The 20,206-nt window shown below is 71.4% G+C and carries 17 protein-coding genes and 2 pseudogenes; 10 read left to right on the top strand and 9 right to left on the bottom strand.

The window, feature by feature from the left end; translation table 11 throughout:
• The 5 genes and pseudogenes from aspA to AC067M_RS39270 form a co-directional block, all read left to right on the top strand.
• A pseudogene (gene aspA, locus AC067M_RS39290) lies at window positions 1–214 on the top strand (aspartate ammonia-lyase); the annotation flags it as partial.
• A 329-nt stretch (window positions 215–543) separates the two neighbouring features.
• Window positions 544–1,572 carry a UDP-glucuronic acid decarboxylase family protein gene (locus tag AC067M_RS39285; RefSeq protein WP_478701792.1) on the top strand — a complete coding sequence of 343 codons (1,029 nt, stop codon included), beginning with the start codon at window positions 544–546 and terminating at the stop codon, window positions 1,570–1,572.
• Window positions 1,569–3,440, top strand: coding sequence for a glycosyltransferase (locus AC067M_RS39280; protein WP_478701791.1), 1,872 nt, complete (start codon window positions 1,569–1,571; stop codon window positions 3,438–3,440). The genes AC067M_RS39285 and AC067M_RS39280 overlap by 4 nt, the downstream gene beginning before the upstream one ends.
• Before the next feature lie 54 nt (window positions 3,441–3,494).
• Window positions 3,495–4,517 carry a UDP-glucose 4-epimerase GalE gene (galE, locus tag AC067M_RS39275; protein ID WP_478701790.1) on the top strand — a complete coding sequence of 341 codons (1,023 nt, stop codon included), beginning with the start codon at window positions 3,495–3,497 and terminating at the stop codon, window positions 4,515–4,517.
• A 39-nt stretch (window positions 4,518–4,556) separates the two neighbouring features.
• Complete coding sequence (locus AC067M_RS39270; RefSeq protein ID WP_478701789.1) at window positions 4,557–5,984, top strand: UDP-glucose dehydrogenase family protein; 1,428 nt, start codon at window positions 4,557–4,559, stop codon at window positions 5,982–5,984.
• Here the strand turns inward: AC067M_RS39270 and AC067M_RS39265 are convergent.
• A complete protein-coding gene (locus tag AC067M_RS39265) occupies window positions 5,918–7,669 on the bottom strand; it encodes a right-handed parallel beta-helix repeat-containing protein (RefSeq protein ID WP_478701788.1) in 1,752 nt (583 codons plus the stop codon). The genes AC067M_RS39270 and AC067M_RS39265 overlap by 67 nt on opposite strands.
• A 184-nt stretch (window positions 7,670–7,853) precedes the next feature.
• Here AC067M_RS39265 and AC067M_RS39260 point away from each other — a divergent pair, with 184 nt between their 5' ends.
• Entirely contained in the window at window positions 7,854–8,783 is a 930-nt protein-coding gene (locus AC067M_RS39260) for a glutaminase (RefSeq protein WP_478701787.1), read from the top strand.
• A gap of 25 nt (window positions 8,784–8,808) precedes the next feature.
• On the opposite strand, the gene AC067M_RS39255 is transcribed toward AC067M_RS39260, so the two are convergent.
• Window positions 8,809–9,249, bottom strand: coding sequence for a DUF6234 family protein (locus AC067M_RS39255; protein WP_478701786.1), 441 nt, complete (start codon window positions 9,247–9,249; stop codon window positions 8,809–8,811).
• 148 nt (window positions 9,250–9,397) lie between these two features.
• On the opposite strand from AC067M_RS39255, the gene mptB reads away from it, so the two are divergent.
• Entirely contained in the window at window positions 9,398–10,795 is a 1,398-nt protein-coding gene (mptB, locus tag AC067M_RS39250; RefSeq protein ID WP_478701785.1) for a polyprenol phosphomannose-dependent alpha 1,6 mannosyltransferase MptB, read from the top strand.
• A complete protein-coding gene (locus AC067M_RS39245) occupies window positions 10,792–12,186 on the top strand; it encodes a glycosyltransferase family 87 protein (protein WP_478701784.1) in 1,395 nt (464 codons plus the stop codon). The genes mptB and AC067M_RS39245 overlap by 4 nt, the downstream gene beginning before the upstream one ends.
• A gap of 59 nt (window positions 12,187–12,245) precedes the next feature.
• Here AC067M_RS39245 and AC067M_RS39240 read toward each other — a convergent pair.
• The 4 genes and pseudogenes from AC067M_RS39240 to AC067M_RS39225 all read right to left on the bottom strand — a co-directional run.
• A pseudogene (locus AC067M_RS39240) lies at window positions 12,246–13,082 on the bottom strand (D-alanyl-D-alanine carboxypeptidase family protein); the annotation flags it as partial.
• Between the two features lie 104 nt (window positions 13,083–13,186).
• Complete coding sequence (locus AC067M_RS39235; RefSeq protein WP_478701783.1) at window positions 13,187–13,618, bottom strand: ankyrin repeat domain-containing protein; 432 nt, start codon at window positions 13,616–13,618, stop codon at window positions 13,187–13,189.
• A 25-nt stretch (window positions 13,619–13,643) separates the two neighbouring features.
• A complete protein-coding gene (rho, locus tag AC067M_RS39230) occupies window positions 13,644–14,792 on the bottom strand; it encodes a transcription termination factor Rho (RefSeq protein WP_478701782.1) in 1,149 nt (382 codons plus the stop codon).
• A 471-nt stretch (window positions 14,793–15,263) separates the two neighbouring features.
• Window positions 15,264–15,671 (bottom strand): nuclear transport factor 2 family protein, encoded by a 408-nt coding sequence (locus AC067M_RS39225; RefSeq protein ID WP_478701781.1) that lies wholly within the window; start codon window positions 15,669–15,671, stop codon window positions 15,264–15,266.
• A gap of 70 nt (window positions 15,672–15,741) precedes the next feature.
• On the opposite strand from AC067M_RS39225, the gene AC067M_RS39220 reads away from it, so the two are divergent.
• On the top strand, window positions 15,742–16,305 hold the full coding sequence (locus AC067M_RS39220; RefSeq protein WP_478701780.1) for a PadR family transcriptional regulator: 564 nt from the start codon (window positions 15,742–15,744) through the stop codon (window positions 16,303–16,305).
• Window positions 16,306–16,310: 5 nt separating this feature from the next.
• Complete coding sequence (locus AC067M_RS39215) at window positions 16,311–17,048, top strand: class I SAM-dependent methyltransferase (protein ID WP_478701779.1); 738 nt, start codon at window positions 16,311–16,313, stop codon at window positions 17,046–17,048.
• Here AC067M_RS39215 and AC067M_RS39210 read toward each other — a convergent pair.
• The 3 genes from AC067M_RS39210 to AC067M_RS39200 form a co-directional block, all read right to left on the bottom strand.
• Window positions 17,033–18,202, bottom strand: a complete 1,170-nt coding sequence (locus AC067M_RS39210) for a serine hydrolase domain-containing protein (RefSeq protein WP_478701778.1) — start codon at window positions 18,200–18,202, stop codon at window positions 17,033–17,035. The two genes, AC067M_RS39215 and AC067M_RS39210, sit on opposite strands and share 16 nt — an antisense overlap.
• A 111-nt stretch (window positions 18,203–18,313) precedes the next feature.
• A complete protein-coding gene (locus tag AC067M_RS39205; RefSeq protein WP_478701777.1) occupies window positions 18,314–19,282 on the bottom strand; it encodes an acetylxylan esterase in 969 nt (322 codons plus the stop codon).
• Window positions 19,283–19,540: 258 nt separating this feature from the next.
• The gene (locus AC067M_RS39200) at window positions 19,541–20,125 is read right to left on the bottom strand and encodes an Rv1733c family protein (RefSeq protein ID WP_478701776.1); all 585 of its coding nucleotides are present in this window, start codon (window positions 20,123–20,125) and stop codon (window positions 19,541–19,543) included.
• Between the last annotated feature and the right edge of the window lie 81 nt (window positions 20,126–20,206).

Genomic DNA, 20,206 nt, shown 5'->3' with positions numbered 1-20,206 from the left:
GCGCGCGAGCGTGGAGAACTCCATCGGCCTGGTCACCGCCCTCAACCCGCACATCGGGTACACGGCCGCCACCGACATCGCCAAGGAGGCCCTCGTCACCGGCCGCGGTGTGGCGGAACTCGTCCTCGAGAAGGGCCTGCTGCCGGCCGAGCGCCTGGCGGACCTGCTGCGCCCCGAGGTGCTGGCGGGCAGCGGCACGACGCAGGCGATCTGACGGAACGGCACCCCGCGTCCTGTGGTGATCCGGTGCGGCGCACCGGACCGACACGCGGGGTGCCGTCACACCCAGGGATGAAGCGACACCGCCGCGATCGATCGTCACAGCCCAGCGGCGGCGGGATCGTGCGACGCGGCACCCCCCGGAGGTACCGGCTGATCGGCGCAGTCCGCCTCGCCGTTCTCCGGGAAATACTATCAACGCTCATATGCTGAATTCGCGGTCTTCAAAAACAGACCGTCTCCGTCTCCTGTCCTGGTGAACGTCTCCCTTGCACCCTGCACCGGGCGGAGCGATGGAATCCTTCGGTGAATCCAGGAGAATTCATGCGTGTGGCCGTGACAGGTGGCGGCGGTTTTCTCGGCTCGCATCTGTGCGAAGCACTGCTGCGGCGCGGTGACGAAGTCGTCTGCCTCGACGACTTCTCGACCGGCGATCCCGCCAACATCGCTCCCTTTCTCGGAAATCCCGCCTTCGAACTCGTCCGCGGTGACGTCAGCCGGTCCGTCGAGGTGTCGGGCCGCGTCGACGCGGTGGCCCACCTGGCCAGCCCCGCCTCGCCACCCGACTACCTCGCGCGTCCCCTCGAGACGCTCGCCGTGGGCAGCCGCGGCACGGAGAACGCACTGCGCCTCGCCTCACGCCACGACGCCCGCTTCGTCCTCGCCTCCACCAGCGAAGTGTACGGAGACCCCGAGGTCCACCCCCAGGACGAGACGTACTGGGGCCATGTGAACCCCGTCGGCCCGCGCTCCGTCTACGACGAGGCGAAAAGGTTCTCCGAGGCGCTGACCCAGGCCTACCGGACGAGCCGCGGAACGAACACCGGAATCATCCGGATCTTCAACACCTACGGTCCACGCATGCGTCCGCACGACGGCCGGGTCGTCTCCAGCTTCGTCGTCCAGGCGCTCGCCAAAGAACCACTGACCGTCTACGGCGACGGAAAGCAGACCCGCAGTTTCTGCTACGTCGACGACCTCGTGCGCGGAATCGTCGCCATGCTCGACCAAAACGAACCCGGACCGGTGAATCTCGGCAATCCCGTGGAACTGACCGTGCTCCAACTCGCCGAAATGGTCCTGGACCTGACGGGGTCGCAGGCCGAGATCCAGTTCCACTCACTGCCCGTCGACGACCCCACCCGCCGCCGACCGGTGATCACCCGGGCCTCGGAACGCCTGGGCTGGAGCCCCGAGGTCGACATCGAGGACGGTCTGCGCCGCACCGTGGAGTGGTTCGCCGCCCGTCCCGACGACATCGCCGCGGCGCTCTGCGCGATCCGGGGCGGACAGCAGGACGGCGTCGTCACCGCCGGACCCTGCCCGGTCGGCGCGACCCCCGCCGCGTCGTGACCCAGACGGACCACGGCCGCGCGCACGGCACCGACCTTGACGCCGGCCGACGCCTGCCGGGCACCGACGACGCGATGCTGAGAACCCACCTGTGGATCCTCTCGGCGGGCAACGTCGTCGACATGCCGGCCGACGGACCGGTCTTCGGCAGGCCGCGCCGAGCGCTCACACCCCGCCCCGCCAACTGGATCTCCTGCCTCGGACGCCTCGACCGGATGAAGGTGTCCCTGCTCGCGGTGTGCTGGTGGGCCGCCCTGGTCGTCTTCTGGGAGTGGTGGCTGCGCCCCGAGCACCGGGTCGGCTGGGTGGGCTTCGCGGTCAACAGCGCACTCCTGCTGTACCTGTCCGTGCTGCCGCTGTACTTCGTCGTCGTGATGGTGCGGCTGCGCACCTTCAACCCCGCCGTCGAGGTGCCCGGGCTGCGCACCGCCTTCGTGGTGACCCGGGCACCCTCGGAGCCCTGGGACGTCGCCCGCACCACCCTCACCGCGATGCTGGATCAGGACTTCCCGCACCCCTACGACGTGTGGCTGTGCGACGAGGACCCGACGCGGGAGATCCTGGACTGGTGCGAGACCAACGCCGTGAGCGTCTCCTGCCGACGCGGCATCCCCTCGTACCACCGTGACGCCTGGCCCCGTCGCACCCGGTGCAAGGAAGGCAACCTCGCGCACTTCTACGACCACTGGGGCTACAGCGACTACGACGTCGTCGCTCAGCTCGACGTCGACCACGTGCCCCATCCGCGCTACCTGTCGGAGATGGTCCGGCCGTTCGCCGATCCGGCCGTCGGCTACGTCGCCGCCCCCAGCGTGTGCGACGCCAACGCCCACACCTCGTGGTCGGCACGCGGACGGCTGCACCGCGAGGCCACCTTCCACGGACCGATGCAACTCGGCCACTCCGACGGCCTGGCACCGCTGTGCATCGGTTCCCATTACGCCGTGCGGACCCGCGCCCTCCAGGACATCGGCGGCCTCGGACCTGAACTGGCCGAGGACTTCTCGACGACGTTCCTGCTGAACTCGGCCGGCTGGCACGGGGCGTTCGCCATCGACGCGGAGGCCCATGGCGATGGCCCCCTCACCTTCGCCGCCATGGTCACGCAGGAGTTCCAGTGGTCGCGCAGCCTGGTGTTCATGCTGCTGGGCATGCTCCCCAAGCACCTGCGCCGCATGCCCGGCCGGCTGCGGATCCGGTTCGCGTTCGCCCTCTCCTACTATCCGCTGCTCGCGCTGACCACCACCGCCGGCCTGCTGCTGCCACCGATCGCCGCGGTCACCGGCCACCCGTGGATCAACGTCAACTACGCGGCCTTCCTGCTGCACTTCTGGGCCATGTCGTTCTTCCTGGTCCTGCTCACCCTGCTGCTGCGCCGACGCGGCCTGCTACGGCCCGTGGACGCCCCGCTGCTGAGCTGGGAGGGCTGGCTGTTCGGACTGACCCGCTGGCCGTACGTGGCCTGGGGAGCCGCCGCCGCGCTGATGCAGCGGGTGCGACCCAAGAAGGTCGTCTTCAAGGTGACGCCCAAGGTCCGCGACGGCATGGAGCCCCTGCCACTGCGCCTGATGCTTCCCTACCTCCTGATCACCGTCGTGCTGTCCGGCGCGGCCGTGGTCGGCGAGCTCACCGGCCCCGCGGTCGGCTATGTCTTCCTGTGCCTGCTCGGCTCCCTCTCCTACGCGCTGGTGCTCTTCTCCGTCAGCGTCCTGCACATCCGGGAGACCGCGAGGTCGGCGGGCGTCGGAGTGCACCGGGCCCTGCGGACCGCCGCCCTGCCGCTCACCGCGGGCCTCCTCGCCCTCGTACCACTGGCCTGGGCGCTACTGCTGTTCCCCACCTACCTGCGCGGGTTCCTCGTGGGCTGAGGCCACGTGCCCGCCGCGGACCCCCGCTCCAACTCCGACCAAGACGAGGTACCGATGCCCGAAACGGTCCTGGTGACCGGTGGCGCCGGCTTCATCGGCAGCCACACCTGCGTCGAACTGCTCACCCACGGCTACGAAGTCGTCGTCGTCGACAACCACGTCAACAGCTCTCCCCACGCCCTGGACCGCATCACCAAAACCGCGGGACGCCCCCTCACCGCCGCCTACGAGGTCGACGTACGCGACCGGCAGGCCCTCGCCGAGGTGTTCGCCGCCCACCAGGTCGACTCGGTCATCCACTTCGCGGCCCACAAGGCGGTCGGAGAGTCGGTGGCACTGCCCATCGAGTACTACGACACCAACGTCGGCGGAACCTGCGCCCTGCTGTCCGTCATGCGCGAACACGGCGTGAACCGGCTGGTCTTCTCCTCGTCCTGCTCCGTCTACGGCAACGCGCGGACCGTGCCGCTGACCGAGCAGAGCCCGGTCGCGCCCACCAACCCCTACGCGCACACCAAGCTGACGTGCGAGCGGATCCTGCAGGACGTCTGCGCCCACCTGACGGACATGAAGGTCCTCGCCCTGCGCTACTTCAACCCCGTCGGAGCCCACCCCGACGGCCTGCTCGGCGAGGACCCGCAGGGCGTACCCAACAACGTCATGCCGTACGTCGCCCAGGTCGCCCTCGGCCGACGCGAGCAGCTCAGCGTCTTCGGCGACGACTACCCCACGCCCGACGGCACCGGAGTCCGTGACTACATCCACGTCATGGACGTCGCCGAAGGACACCGGGTGGCCGTCGAGCATCTGGACGACCGCACCGGCATGCGGGTGTTCAACCTCGGCACGGGTACCGGCACCTCGGTGCTCGAACTGATCGCCGCCTTCCGTGAGGCGAGCGGCCGGGACATCCCCTACCAGGTGGTGGACCGCAGATCCGGCGACGTCGCCGAGCTCGTCGCCGACACCAGCTCGGTGGCCGAGGCCTGGCACTGGACCACCACACGCGACCTCGCCGCCATGTGCCGAGACGCCTGGCGGTTCCAGGAACTCAACCCCCACGGCTACGCCCGCTGATCCCGTCGACGTCGGCGGCCCCAAGGCAGGAGAACTTTCATGCGGTTGACCGTCATCGGTACGGGCTACCTCGGAGCCGTGCACGCCGCGTGCATGGCGGACATCGGACATGACGTCCTCGGTGTCGACACCGACACCCGGAAGATCGAGGCTCTCGCGGCGGGCCGGGCACCCTTCTTCGAACCCGGACTGCCGGAGATCCTCACCAGGAACACCGAGAACGGGCGGCTGCGTTTCACCACCTCCCTCCAGGAGGCGGCCCACTTCGCCGACCTGCACTTCGTGTGCGTCGGCACTCCGCAGCGCCCCGACTCCCTCGCCGCCGACCTGCGCCACGTCGAGGCGGTCGTCGACGGACTGGCACCGATGCTGACCCGCGACAGCCTCATCGTCGGCAAGTCGACCGTTCCGGTGGGCACCACCCGCACGCTGAGCCGCAGGGTCGCGGCGCAGCTGCGCCCCGGCGTCGACGCCGAGGTCGCCTGGAACCCGGAGTTCCTGCGCGAGGGCTACGCCGTCCAGGACACCCTGCGCCCCGACCGGCTCGTCGTGGGCGTCACCTCGCCCCACGCCGACCAGCTCCTGCGCACCGTCTACGCCCCGATGCTGCGCGCCGGTGTCGCCTATGTCAGCACTGATCCCGCCACCGCGGAACTGGTGAAGGTCGCCGCCAACTCCTTCCTGGCGACGAAGATCTCCTTCATCAACGCCATGGCGGAGGTCTGCGACGCCTCCGGCGCCGACGTGGTCACCCTCGCCGACGCCCTCGGCCACGACGTGCGCATCGGGCGCCGGTTCCTCTCCGCCGGCCTGGGGTTCGGCGGCGGCTGCCTCCCCAAGGACATCCGCGCTTTCCTCGCCCGGGCCGAGGAACTCCAGGTGGGGGAGGCGGTGTCCTTCCTGCGCCAGGTCGACCAGATCAACCACCGCCAGCGCCGGCGGACCGTCGACCTCGTCCGCCACCTCCTCGGCGGCACGCTCGCCGGACGGCGGGTCGCGGTGCTGGGCGCCACCTTCAAGCCGGACAGTGACGACGTGCGCGACTCACCCGCCCTCGCCGTCACCGCGGAGATCTTCGCCGAGGGCGCCGACATCCTCGTCCACGACCCGCAGGGCCTCGACAACGCGCGGGCCGCGCTGCCCGGGCCGGTGTACTGCACGGATGTCATGGAGGCGTGCCGGGACGCGGACGTGGTGCTGCACCTCACCGAGTGGCGCCAGTACCGCGAACTCGATCCGGTGAAGCTGTCGAAGGTGGTCCGGGCGCCGCGCCTGCTCGACGCGCGCAACGCCCTGGACCCGGCGGCCTGGCGGGCGGCCGGGTGGCACGTCCGCGCCCTGGGGCGGCCCGTGCACGTGCCGCAGCCCGGCCCGGGCGACCACCTGCGGCTGACGAGCCCTCAGGCAGTCGGACCGAGCTGCACGGCCCCCACGCCGGGGGAACCGCTCAGCGGCGCCCCGAAGTAGTCCACCGGACCCGGGTCCACGCCCAGGGCCCGCAGGTTCACGGCGGCACCGGTCAGCGCGCGGGCGCACCGGGAGGCCAGTGCGCCGCGCGTCGGACCGGTGCCGTAGAGGTTCGGACCCGCCGCGGGCAGCGGGACCTGGGCGAGGCAGGGGTCGACGTCGGCGCCGGTGGCTCGCGCGCCCAGCGTTTCCTGACCCGTCGCCTGGCGCCAGGCGGCCAGATCGGTGAACGAGCGATCCCCCCACTGCAGGCTCCAGCCCTGCGAACTGTGGTAGTCGTTGCCCTGCAACAGCACGTCCGACGGGACGAAAGCGCCCTGGGACGCCACGACCGGAGGGCCGTCCGTCACGAACACGTTGTTGCGCACGGTGACGGAGCCCAGGCTCGGCTGGAGCCGCAGCGCGGGGGCGCGGACGTCACCATTGGCCGTGGTCAGCACCGTGTTGTGATAGATCGCGAGGTTCGTCACCCGCGCCCCGAACGCGACGATGCCGCCGTAGTCCTGAAGCTTGCGGCTGTCGTTGTGGCTGATGTTGTACCGGATCGTGTTGCCGGTGTGGGCCGCGTTGGCGACGGCCGAGTAGGCCAGAAAACCCGCCCCGTCGTTGCCGTAGGCCAGGTTGTACTGCATCACCGAGTGGGACACGTTGTTGTCCAGACCGAACCCGCCGCCGTCCACCTGGGAGCCGGTGTGGTTGCCGTAGGAGACGTTCTTCTGGAACGTCATCCGTGTCGAGTCGTATGTCCAGATGCCCTCGGGGCCCTCCAACGCGCCCCGCGAGGAGAGCTCCCCGTTGTCGTGGGCGACGGACCGCTCCACCACACCACGCCGGACGCTGCCCAGGACGACGCCGCTGCCGGTGTTGCTGTGGGACGCCTGGGGGTCGCCGACGTTCTTGTACGCCGTCACCTTCGACACGGTCACGTCCTCGTGCGCGTAGGCGGGCGCGTCCGCGTCGAAGGCGGGACCGTCGGCCACGAGCCCGGCGTCCTGGTTGGTGTGCAGCGTGCTGTCGCTGATCACCACGTCCCGGAAGCCGGACGCCTGGGGACCGCCGTGCAGCCGGATGCCGTTGCGGAAACCCTTCACCTCCACACCCGAGACCCGCACGTACGGCAGCTTCCGGTTGCCGGGCAGATCACTGATGAAGGCGATGCCCTCCCGCGACCGGTAGGCCGCCGCGTCGCCCACGACGACCAGGTCTCGCAGGGCGATGCCGCTCGTGTTGTGCACCTCGATCGCGCGCGTCCCGCTTGCCAGGATCGTCGCGCGTCCCTTGCCGTAGGACTCGATCACCACGGGCTTGCGGGGGTCGCCGGCGTCTCCCTGGCCGATGCTCAGCGTTCCCTTGAACTGGGCGCCGCCCTTGAGCAGCAGTCGGTCGCCCGGCTCGAACCGCAGGGCGTCGGCGTGGCGGAGGGTGCGCCAGGCGGACTGCGCAGTCCGGCCGTCGTCGCTGTCGTCACCCTGTGGACTGAGGTAGAAGTCCCGTCCGCCCTGTGCGTTCTCCCGCAGGGGGACGTGCGGGGCGGGCATGCTGCATCCGGCAAGCAGCACCGCCGTGGCGCACAGGCCCACCGCGGCGGTCCGCCGCGGCAGACCGGCGACCGCTGCGGCCCTGCTCCTGTCGTCTCGCCGCACCGAGTGGGTGGCTGCGGTGCGTTCGTTCCGCTGACGCAACATCGCTCCTGTCTTCTCGATGGCTGAACGGACCCCCATGCACGGGACCGCGGACCTTCACCCTGACGTGCGGTTCCGAGATCGACGGGCCAGCACGCGGAGGTCGGCGCAAGACATGCCTGATTGGACGGCACGACGGGTGCGGAGCACCCAGCCCCCGGGGGCCGGCCGGAGGCAGGCGTGCGGCATGATGCCGATCATGTCCTCGCAGTTCCAGCCGGTCCTCGACCGCATCGTCTCGGAGATCGAAGGCACCCCGGGACGCGGCCGGCCCGCCGACTACATCCCGGCGCTCGCCTCCCGCGACCCCCGCAGCTTCGGCATGGCCGTCGCCGAGCCGGACGGCACGGTGTACGGCGTGGGGGACTGGCGGGAGCCGTTCTCCACACAGTCGATCACCAAGGTCTTCACCCTCGCCCTGGACCTGGCCCGCGAGGGCGCCGAACTCTGGGAACACGTGGGCCGCGAGCCCTCCGGCAACCCCTTCAACTCCCTGGTCCAGCTGGAGTACGAGAACGGCATCCCGCGCAACCCCTTCATCAACGCGGGCGCGCTGGTCGTCACCGACCGACTCCACAGCCGTACCGGCGACGCGGCCGGCGAACTGCTGCGGTTCCTGCGAGCCGAGAGCGGAAACCCGGGACTGTCCTTCGACGAGGAAGTCGCCGCCTCCGAGGCCGGGCACGGCGACCGCAACGCGGCGCTGGCGCACTTCATGGCGTCCTACGGGAACATCGGCAACCCGGTGCCCGAACTGCTCGACCAGTACTTCCGCCAGTGCTCGATCACCGCCTCCTGCGCCGACCTCGCGCTGGCCACCAGCTTCCTGGCCCGGCACGGCCTGCGCGCCGACGGCACCCGGCTGCTCAGCCGCAGCCAGGCCAAGCAGGTCAACGCGGTCATGCTGACGTGCGGGACGTACGACGCGGCGGGCGAGTTCGCCTACCGGGTCGGGCTGCCGGGCAAGAGCGGCGTCGGCGGCGGCATCATCGCCGTCGTACCCGGCCGGTGCACGCTGTGCGTGTGGAGCCCCGGACTGGACGAGCGGGGCAACTCGGTGACCGGGGTGGCGGCGCTGGACCGCTTCACGACACTGACCGGACTGTCGGTGTTCTGAGCACCCCGGTCATCCCGCGTACTGCTCACGAGCCGTGGCACTCGCTGTTGTCGCCGCCGGACAGGCACTGCGTCTGCGGTCCGCTGTAGCCGGGCCGCGGCGCGGGCGGACGGTCCGTGTCGTGCTGTTCGGCCACACCGGCCGCGGCGACCAGGAGCAGCACGCAGGCGGCGAGGCCCTGAAGGGCCGCGGTGATGTACGCGCGCCCCTTCCAGGTCAGCAGCGCCGTCCCGAGTACGAGGACACCCGCCACCCCGACGAACAGGGCCGGCTTGGTCATGCTGACGTCGGAGTTGTCGGCGCCGTTGTCGAAGAAGGAGTAACCGGCCGCGTCCATGCCGGCGAGGTAGGCCCAAAGGCCCACCCCGGCGTCGACAGCGAGCAGTACGAGGGCGAGAGCCACGTCCGCCACGGGGTGCAGGTGATCACGTCGCCGGGCGGGAAGTGCGGGCGGTGCCGTCGTCATGGGGCCAGGGTTTCCCGGACGGAGGGCGGTGTCCTGAGTACGGATACTCAAGCTGGGATCACTCGCCGGTTACACAGGCGCCGCCGTCCCGAGGGGGGAGCGTCGCTTTCCGGCCATCCCGCGTTGACACGCTGACGGAGTGTTGGCCATGGCTTTTCCCGTCGATCTCCGCCGCTGCCAGGTGCTGGGCCTGGCCGGTACCGCCTTCCTCGCGCTGGGCGGTGAGACGGCCGGTGCCCTGCCGGCCCGGGAACTGCTGGCCCCGTCCTCGCCCCATGCCGCGCTCGGCCTGGTCGGTGTGTACTTCGGCGTCGTCCTGCTCATAGCGGCCTGGCTGCTGCTGGGCCGCCTGGTGCGCAGCGCCGACCCGCCGACCCCGCGCGCGCTGCTGCTGGTCCTCGCCGTCTGGGCGGCCCCGCTGCTGATCGCGCCGCCCCTGTTCAGCAGGGACGTCTACAGCTACCTCGCCCAGGGCGCCATGGTGGACGGGCACATCGACGTCTACACGCACGGACCCGCCATGCTCGGCGGCCCCCTCGCCGAGGAGGTCGCCCCGCTGTGGCAGCACACCGCCGCCCCCTACGGCCCGGTGTTCCTCGCCCTCGCCTCCGCGCTGACCGGTCTCACCCACGGCGAACTCCCCGCCGGACTCCTCGGCATGCGCCTGGTGGCCCTGCTCGGCGTGGCCCTGATGGCCGCCGCCCTTCCCCGCCTCGCCCGGCACAGCGGCGCCGACCCGGCCGCCGCGCTGTGGCTGGGCGCACTCAACCCGCTGGTGCTGCTGCACCTGGTGGCGGGCGCCCACAACGACGCCATCATGCTCGGCCTGCTGGGCACGGGGCTCGTCGCCGCGCTCGGTCGGTGGCCCCTCCTGGCAGCCGTCCTCGTCACGCTCGCCGCGCTGGTCAAGGCGCCCGCCGCACTCGGCCTCGTCGCCGTCGTGATGCTGCGGATGCACGCCGGTCACCGTCCCGCGCGGGCCGTCCTGTCGACGGCGGCCGCGTCCGCCGCGACCACGGTGGCCGCCACGGCGCTCGCGGGCACGGGGTACGGCTGGATAGGCGCTCTGGACACCCCGGTCTCCCCGCACAACTGGGCGCTCACCAGCCTCCTGGGCCGGGCCACCGGCGCGCTTCTGGAGCGGCTCGGCAGCGACCTGGCACCGCTCGCCGTCCCGGCCTGGCACGTCCTCGGGCTCGCGGTCACCGCGGTCCTCCTCCTCGCCATATGGTGGCGCGGCCGCGGGCGCCCCGTGTACGCGCTGGGCCTGAGTCTGGCCGCGGTGGCCGCCTTCGGACCGGCGATCCGCCCCTGGTACGCGCTGTGGGGCCTGTTCCTCATCGCCGCCGCTGCCCCGAACACCTCGACACGGCACCGCACGGCCGCCCTGACCGGAGTGCTGGCCCTCGCGGTCCTGCCGAGCGGCGGCCCGGCGGACACCGGCCAACTGGTCCTGGCCGTCTCCGGCGGAGTGCTCGCCGTGGTCGTCCTGTGGCAGGCCCACCAGGCGGCACACGCCCCGGTCCTGGAAGGACGTACGGCATGACGAGGACGTACGGCGTGACAGGGCCTCGTACCGACCGCGGCCGGCTCCTTCTCGTGCTGGCCCTCGCCACGGCGGTCACCGTCTTCACCGCGACCGTGCCGCTGCTGCGTGACTGGTTCGACCTGCGCGTCTACTACGGCACGGTCGACAGCTGGATCCACCACGGCGGCCGGATCTACGACTACCAGGTGCCCGGCACGACGTACGGCTTCACCTACCCCCCGTTCGCGGCTGTCGCGATGCTGCCGATGGCGCTGGTCGGGCTGAACACGGCGATCGCCGTCGCCCTGCTGCTCAACCTGGCCGCGCTGGCCCTGGTAGTGCGACTGCTGACCGGGCGGGCGTGGCGACGGCACGGCTGGTACGGCTGCGCACTGGCCCTGTGCGCCCTCGCCCTGTTCGAACCGCTCCGCGACACCTTCAGCTTCGGCCAGGTCAACGTCCTGCTGCTGGCCCTGGTCCTCGTCGACGGGTGGCTGCTGGCTGCCGGGCGGGGCCGCTGGGCGGGCGTCGGCATCGGTCTGGCGGCCGCGATCAAGCTGACGCCCGCGCTGTTCATCGGCCTGCTGCTGGTGGCACGCAGATGGCGCGCCGCGGGCGTCGCGACGGCCGTCGCCGCCGCGGCGACGGCGCTCGCGGCCTGGGTGGCCCCGGACGCGTCCCGTCACTACTGGACAGAGGCGCTGTGGGACACGAACCGGGTGGGTCGCCTCGACTACGTCTCGAACCAGTCGTTGCAGGGCGTCCTGGCCCGCCTCGGTGAGGCGAGCCGTGAAGTCTGGGCGGCGACGGTGCTGTTGGTGCTCGGCGTGTGGGTGTGGCGGGCGCGCCGGGCGGTGGTGGCGGGGGACTGGTGGGCCGCCTTCGCCCTCACCGGGCTGACGGCCTGTCTGGTCAGTCCCATCACCTGGGTGCACCACCTCGTGTGGCTGCTGCCGAGCTTCGCCGTACTCCTGCGCGCCGGACACCCGCGTGTCACGGGCGCGCTGTACGCGGTGATGTGCAGCAGCGTGGTGTGGCTGTGGTTCGACGACGCGTCCGGCGTCGACGGCTTCCTCGGCGGCAGCGCCTACACCTGGATCACCCTCGGTCTGCTCCTGGGACTGCCGATCGGTCAGCTGTCCTCCGTGCGCACCCCCAAGAGCCGCAGTGCCACCGCCACGGCGGCCGCGCCCAGAGCGGCGGCACCCGCGATCGCCGCCGCCTCCGACCAGCCGGGCCCGCCGTCCGGAGTGACCGCCGCCGCTACGGGCAGCGTGACGGGACCCTGTCGCGGCTTGACCCGCAGCGCGTCCAACGACCCCACCGGCTCGACCCGCCCCCCGGCCGCGAACCCCCAGTCGAGCAGCTTGCGCGCCTCCTCGTACACGGCGAACCCGCCCCCTGCCTGAGGGTTCATCACCGTCACTACGAGAGTGCGCCCGCCCCGCTGCGCCGCGGCGACGAGCGTGTTGCCCGCGTGACTGGTGTAGCCGTTCTTGATCCCGATCAGCCCCGGATACCGCTCGACTCCGTCGGCGCCGGTCAGCAGCCGGTTGGTGTTCAGGATCGGGTACGTCCCGCCGCGCCGGCCCGGGAAGCCGGCCTGGACCGTGCCGCAGTACCGGGCGAAGTCGGGGTTGCGCAGGCCCGCCCGTCCGAACACCGCGAGGTCGTACGCCGACGACACCTGGCCCGGGGTGTCGTAGCCGTCGGGGGAGAGGACATGGGTGTCGCGGGCCCCCAGGGAGCGGGCCTTGGACTGCATCCTGGCGGCCGTCGCACGCCAGCCCCCGTTGAGCGCGGCCAGGACGTGCACGGCGTCGTTGCCGGAATTCAGGAACACCCCGTGCCACAGGTCGTCGACCCGGTAGGCGCGCCCCTCGGCGACACCGACGAGGCTGCTGCCCGGCCCGACGTCCGCCAACTCCTCCTGGCTGACCAGATGCCGGACGCCCCCGGGGAGGACCGGCAGCACGGTGAGGGCGAACAGCGTCTTCAGCGTGCTGGCGGGCGGCAGCCTGCGGTGCGCGTCGTGCGCGGCAAGCACGGCGCCGCTGTGGGCGTCGGCCACGAGCCAGGACAACGCCGAGATTTCCGGGACCCGGGGTGCCCCCGCGTGCGGGCGGACCTGTGTGCCGTGGCGCTGAAGCAGGGAGGGGCGCGGGACCGCTGTCCTCGGCCGGTCCGGCGCACCGGGGTCGGCTCCGCTCGGTGCGGCCGCCGCGACGGGGGTGAGGGCCAGGACACCCGCCGTGCAGACCGCGCAGGTCGACGCAGCCACCCGGGATGAGAATCCGATAGTCATATGATCAACGTAGAAACTGACCTCCCCGGCACCGCGCCGACCGCGCCGAACGCCGCACGCGAGCACCCGGATGCCGCACTACGGAGTGCGTGCGCGCGGCCAGGTCATGTGGCGTCTTCGCGCGACCGGGCCCCCGCCGCGAGCAGCAGCGCCGCCGTCTCGGGGTACGACCCCTTCTCCGCCCAGTCCAGCGGGGCCAGACCGGTGCCGTGGTCCTCTCGGAGATTCGGGTCGGCGCCGTGCTCGAGGAGCGCGCGGACCGCCTCGGTGTGACCCCAGCAGGCCGCCGCGCACAGCGCAGTGCCTTCCGAGCCGTGTCCGCTCTCGGCGTCCGGCGGGGCCCCGGCCGCCAGCAGATGGCGGACGATGTCGGCGGCACCGTGCACGGAGGCCGCGTAGAGGGGGGTGGTGCCCTCGATGTCGGGCAGCCGCGGATCGGCTCCGGCCCGCAGCAGCACGCGGACCTCCGCGCTCCTGCCGAGACTCGCGGCGAGGACGAGACGCTTCGTGGCTTTCTTCTGTCGTCGTCGGTTCACGATCAACGAGACTAACGGCACCGTACTAGGCCCCCGGCAGGGTGGGCTGGATCCGGCGCAGGAATGTCGCGTTGTCAGGGGTCTGCCGCATCCGTTCCAGGAGGGTCTCCATGTTGGCGTGTCCGTCGCGGGGCTGCAGGGCCCGGCGCAGTCCGCGTACGGCGGTCAACTCGGCCGGGAGCAGGAGGAGTTCCTCGCGGCGTGTGCCGGAGGGGTTGATGTCGACGGCCGGGAACACACGGCGCGAGGCGAGTTCGCGGTCCAGGCGGAGCTCCATGTTGCCGGTGCTCTTGAGCTCCTCGAAGTAGAAGTCGTCGGCGCGGGAGCCGGTCTCGACGAGGGCCGTGGCCAGGATGGTGAGGGAACCGCCCTCCTCGGCGAGGCGGGCGGCGCCGAAGAACCGCTTGGGGCCGTGCAGCGCGGCCGCGTCGACACCGCCGCTGAGGGTGCGACCGCTGGAGGCGGCCGCGTTGTTGTGGGCCCGGCACAGCCGGGTGAGCGAGTCGAGGAGGATGACGACGTCCTCGCCGGCCTCGACGAGCCGCTTGGCCCGCTCGATGACGAGTTCGGCGAGTGCGATGTGCTCCTTGGGCGCCCGGTCGAAGGTCGAGGCGTAGACCTCGCCGCGCACGGAGCGCCGCATGTCGGTGACCTCCTCGGGGCGTTCGTCGAGCAGCACCACCATCAGCCGGCACTCGGGGTGGTTGCCGGCGATCGCCGCCGCGAGCTGCTGGAGCAGCACGGTCTTGCCGGTCTTGGGGGGCGCCACGATGAGCCCGCGCTGGCCCTTGCCGACCGGTGCGATCAGGTCGGCGACGCGTCCGGTCAGCCCGGACGCGGGGTGTTCGAGGCGGATCCGCTCGCGGGGGTGCAGCGGTGTGAGGTCGCGGAAGTCACGGCGGCCGCGCAGCTCTTCGGGCGCGCGGCCGTTGACGAGCTCGACCTCGGTCACGGAGTTCCGACCGCCGCGTACGCCGTCGACCAGGTCGCCCTTGCGGAGGCCGTGTCGGCGGATCAGCGCGGGGGAGACCTGCGGGTCGGCGGGCGTGGGCAGGCAGTGGGTGGCGCGCAGGTGCCCCTTCCCGTTGCCGTCGATGTCGAGGAAACCGGTCACCGGCTGGGTCTGGGACTGGGGCTGCTGCTGTACGGGAGGGTGTTCGAGTGTGGTGGTCATGAAGGGTGGTCCTTTCCAGGACGGGTGGCATGAGACATACGAGGGAAGGGGAGAGGAGCCGCGAGGGGGAAGCCGTGTCGTACAGGCCTCCGGGCGGCGGAGAACATCACCTCGGGTACGGCGGAAACGCACTGCTCACGAGGTGTGTGGAGAGCTGATCGCACAGATCGGAATCGGTGTGCGAGTCAGCGGACTGAGAGAAGATCGGCACCGGCGCCCACGACGGGGCGTGCACGAGTGCTGACAGCAGCGTAACACTTGCCGCTGTTCTACGACACGCTGTTCTATGACACGGGCCGTTCTGATGCGGTCAACATGGCCCGGGTCTCTCGTATTCCCGGCGCCCGACGACGCTCCTGGACGATCTCGCCCGGGCCGGGCAGGCGGGCGACGGTGTCGCCCATCCGCGCCGGCACTTCGCGCTGTACGGCTGCGGCCCTGAGCCGCACACCGGCGGTCACGAACCCGCGCTCACGAGTTCACGGCGGACCGCGCCTCCGCGTCCTTCGCGATCTGCTCGAACCGGGCTCCCATGGCCGCCGCCAGGGCCTGCGCACCCGACAACGGGCGGACCATCACCGTGAGTTCGTCGATCAGGCCGTTCTCGTCGACGTGGATGAAGTCGCAGCCGCTCAGCTCGCGGTCGCCGACCCGTGCGGTGAACACCAGCGCGTGGTCGCGGCCGTCGGCGCCGGTGAGCTCCCGGTCGTACCGGAAGTCCTCGAAGACCTCCGAGACCGCGCGCAGGATCGCCGTGGTGATCGCCTTGCCCGGGTACGGCTTGAAGACGACGGGGCTGGTGAAGACGACGTCCTCCGCCAGCAGAGCCTCCACGGCGTCGAGATCGCCCGCCTCGACCGCCTCACGGAACGCGCGCATCGGATCACCTCGTAGACAATTAATTGAGTAGTTGCAGAAGAGAATAGTCACCTGCTGTTACCGTGTCCACATGTCCCTCAAGTACGCCGTCCTCGCCGCCCTGCTGGAGGGTGAGGCCTCGGGATACGAGCTCTCGAAGCTCTTCGATGTGTCCCTGGCCAACTTCTGGCCCGCGACGCCCCAGCAGCTCTACCGCGAACTGGAGCGCCTCGCGCAGGACGGGCTGATCGAGGCCCGGGTCGTGCAGCAGGAACGCCGGCCCAACAAGCGGATGTTCACGCTCACCGAGGCCGGCCGGGAGGACCTGCGGGGCTTCGCCGAGCGGCCGCCGCGCCGGCCCACCGCCATCCGCGACGAACTCATGATCAAGGTCCAGGCGATGGACGGCGGGGACCCGCGCACGACCCACGCACTCATCGAGGAACGCATGACCTGGGCCCGCGGCAAGCTCGACCGCTACCGCCGGGTGCGCGAACGTCTCCTCGACGGTCGCACCGAGGAGGAGTACCTGAGCGAGGCCGACCGCGTCGGTCCGTACCTGACGCTCATGGCCGGCATCTCCTTCGAGGAGGAGAACCTCCGCTGGTGCGAGCGCGTACTCACGGTCCTCAAGCAGCGCGTGGCCCTGGGGTGACACGGATGTTCAGCCCCGAAGGCCCGACCCTGCGCGAACTCGCCGTCCAGGCGCTGTCGTCCGTGCAGCACGGCTACGACCTGCTCGCCCCCAAGTTCGATCACACGCCCTTCCGCACGCCCGACGCGGTGCTCACCGCCGTCGCCTCGGCGCTGGAGCGGACGGGACCGTACGCCGACGGACTCGACCTGTGCTGCGGCACCGGCGCCGGGACGGACGTGCTGGCGAGGCTGTGCCGACGCAGTGTGACCGGGGTCGACTTCAGCGCCGGGATGCTCGACGTCGCGAGGCGGCACGCCGAGGCGGCGGGCACGCGCGTGGCGTGGGTGCGCGCGGACGTCCGTGCCCTGCCGTTCAGGCCCGCCTTCGACCTCGTTGTGAGCTTCGGGGCGTTCGGGCACTTCCTCCCGCGCGAACTCCCCGGCCTCTTCGACCAGGTCCACTCCGTGCTGCGCCCCGGCGGCACCTTCGCCTTCCCGGTCCTTGCCCCACCCCGCCCCTCGTCCCCGGCGTTCTGGATGCTGCTCGGCTTCGACGCGGTGATGCGGGTGCGCAACGCGCTCTGGCGGCCGCCGTTCGTCATGTACTACCGCGCCTTCCGACTCGGCGACGTACGGCGGGAGTTGGAGCGTGCCGGGTTCCGCGTGGACCTGCACGCCCTGCCCGAGTTCGGGAAGAGGAGCGACGCAAGCCCACGCGTGCGGATGGTCGTGGCGCGCCGGGCCCGCTACAACGCGCCGTAGAGAGCCTCCACCAACGCCGTCTTCCGTGGGTCGTCGGCGATGTGAGGTCCCATCCGGTTCATCACATACCCCAGCGACACCCCCGCCTCGGGGTCGGCCAGGCCGCACGAACCGCCGAAACCGTCGTGGCCGAAAGCCCGCGGGTTGGGCCCGTACGAGCCGTTCGGCCCGCTCAGCCACAGACCGAGCCCGATCTCCGTGTCGTGTGCCAACCCGGCGCCCAGCACCAGGTCACGGCAGCCGCCCTGCCCCTCGCGCACCCGCTCGGCCGCCTCCGCGGACAGGACGCGGTGGCCGTCGTACGACCCGCGGCCCGCGAAGATCGCGTACAGCGCCGCGACGGCGCGCGCGGTGCCGTGGCCGTTCGCCGCGGGGATCTCCGCGGCCCGCCACTCCGGTGTGTTGGCCTGACTCGCGCCGACGACCGGATTGGCCAGCGCGGCGATCGCGGTCGGCGTCAACTGGCTGAAGACCGCATCCTGTTCACTGCTCGACGCGGTCGGCGGATGCACCAGCTCGGCGGCCCGCACCGCCTCCTTCTCCGGCAGCCCGACGGTGAAGTCGATCCCGAGCGGCCCGGTCACCTCCCGCTCCAGGAAGGCACCCGGCAGCAGCCCCGTCACTCGCCGTACGACCTCCCCGACCAGGAAGCCGTACGTCAGCGCGTGGTACCCGGACCGCGTCCCAGGCTCCCACCAGGGCTCTGTCGCCGCGAGCCGGGCGGTCGTCAGCTCCCAGTCGTAGAGCTGGTCGAGCGAGTGCTGCTCCCGCAGCCCGGACAGGCCGGAGCGGTGCGACAGCAGATGCCGTACGAGGACCTTCTCCTTGCCGGCCACGGCGAACTCCGGCCAGTACGCGGCCACCGGCGCATCGAGGTCGAGCAGGCCCCGGTCGGCGAGGAGATGCGCGCACAGCGCCACCGGACCCTTCGACGTCGACCACACGTTGACCAGCGTGTCGTGCTCCCACGGCCGGGTGCGGCCGGGGTCGGCCCAGCCACCCCAGATGTCGACGACGGTCACGCCGTCCACTGTGACGGCGAGCGCGGCGCCCAGCTCGTCCCGCTCGCGGAAGTTCTCCTCGAACGCCGTGCGCACCGAGGCGAAGCGAGCGTCGCAGTGGCCGTGGACCTGTGGCTCGTGCGGTTGTGACATGTGCCCTCCGTCGTCCGCCGGGAACCGGGCCGCGACAGCGCGACCCGGACGTCCCCGAACGTACCGACTGGTCGGACAGCAGGGAAGGTCACCCGCCACTCCCGGTACCCGTCAGGCGTACGACCGCAGCCAGCGCACCTTGGCCTCCTCGTGGAAGGGGCCACCGCCCTCGTGGTCGTTGAACTCGTACACCTCGATGGCCTTGTCGTCGTGCGCCCAGGCGTTGAACGCGGCGAACACGGTCGACGGCGGGCAGGTCTGGTCCTCCAGGCCCGCCGAGAAGAGCGCCGGCGCCCGGCCGCGGGAGGCGAAGTGGACGCCGTCGAAGTAGGAGAGGGTGCGCAGGGCGTCCTCCTTGCGGCCTCGGTGCGTCTTGAGGAACAGGCCGATCTCGCGGTACGGGTGACGGTCCGTCATCGTCGCCGAGCGCGGAAAGTCGCACAGGAACGGCACGTCCGGTGCGATCGCGACCAGGTCCGGGACCAGACCGCCGACGGCGAGGGTGATGCCACCGCCCTGGCTGGCACCGATCGCCGCCGTCCGTGCGGAATCCGCCAGCGGGTGCGACCGGGCCGCCTCGACCGCCCGCACCGCGTCGGTGAAGACCCGGCGGTAGTAGTACTGCTCGGGCGCCTCGATGCCACGGGTCATGAAGCCCGGGTACGACACCCCGGCGCCCACCGGATCCGCCGTGGCGCCTCCGCCGCCCCAGCCGCTGCCCTGGCCCCGGGTGTCCATCATGAAGTGGGCCCGGCCTGTCGACGCCCACAGCAGGTTCTCGTGCGGCAGGCCGCGTCCGCCTCCGTACCCGATGAACTCCACGACCAGCGGCAACGGCTCCTCGGCCGCCGCGGGCAGCTTGAGCCAGCCCTTGACCGGGTGACCGCCGAAACCGGCGAACGTCACGTCGAACACCTGCACGGTGCTCAGGCCCGTGTCGACCGGTTCGAAGCGGGCGTCCAGATCGTGCTCGCGTGCCTCCTGGAGGGTCTTGGACCAGAACGCATCGAAATCCGCTGGTTCGGCGGACGCGCTGCGGTACTCGCGGAGCTCGTCGAGGGGGAGATCGAACAGGGCCATCAACAACCGCCTTTGTGAAGAGCGTGGTGAAGAGAGCGTGTGGATGATCACACGGTACGTGGGTGGTCGGACGACTGACCAGACTTTTGCAGGCCGAGGCGCCCATGGCGCGCCCACGCCGTCAGTCGTTGATCCGCTGGTCAAGCAGGTCGAACTAGGTGCTGTGGACGGGTGTGGGAAGTCCCCGGCGGATAGGTGGCCGTCACCGGTGGTCGGGTCTCTGGGGCGCATTCGCTGGATGCGCACGCTCACCGGGCCTTACGTCCGGCGGCGCGTCCACTCCGGCTCCGTGCGGGCCCACTCGCGTTCCCATTCGTCCAGACGGTGTCGCATCGCGACTCGGCGGACGACCAGGCGTCCGAGCAGGATCACGGCGACGGTGCCGCCGGCGGTGACGGTGCCCATGGCCAGGGTGTGCTGCCAGACCGCGGACTCTCCCAGCGGTGGATCGACGCTGCGGCCCCGGACGTCGAACCACACGTCGACCGTGTCACCGGTGCGTGTCCCCGCCGGCACGGTCGCCTTGGTCGTCCGCGGCCGTTCGCCGGGCTCCGTCCAGCGCACGGTCACCGGGTACGACTGCTCCCGGCCGCCCTCCACCGAGGGAAGCGTGTCCGGCGTCCTGCCGACGACCTCGGCGCGCACCCGGTGACGGTCGGCGCGCTGCTGCGCGGCGACCGTCCGCGCCTCGTCGTGAGCCCACCAACCGACCACCGTCCCCGCCAGCGGCGCACCCACCAGCAGCAGGACGGCCACGATCAGCACCGTCCACCTCTCCACAACGTCGCACCGGCGTCGCAGGGGGTTGGGACGCCGCCGCGCGCCGTGCACCCGGGTTCGCATGTCGACCTCCTCGCCGTCACGCGTACGAGTGCCCACATGGATGTCGTACCCCGCTCACAGGACATCCTTCACCCAACAGGC

Source organism: Streptomyces sp. NPDC043427 (assembly GCF_056436655.1).
Note: the sequence above shows the minus strand (reverse complement) of the source record. Positions and strands in the feature narration are given on the sequence as shown.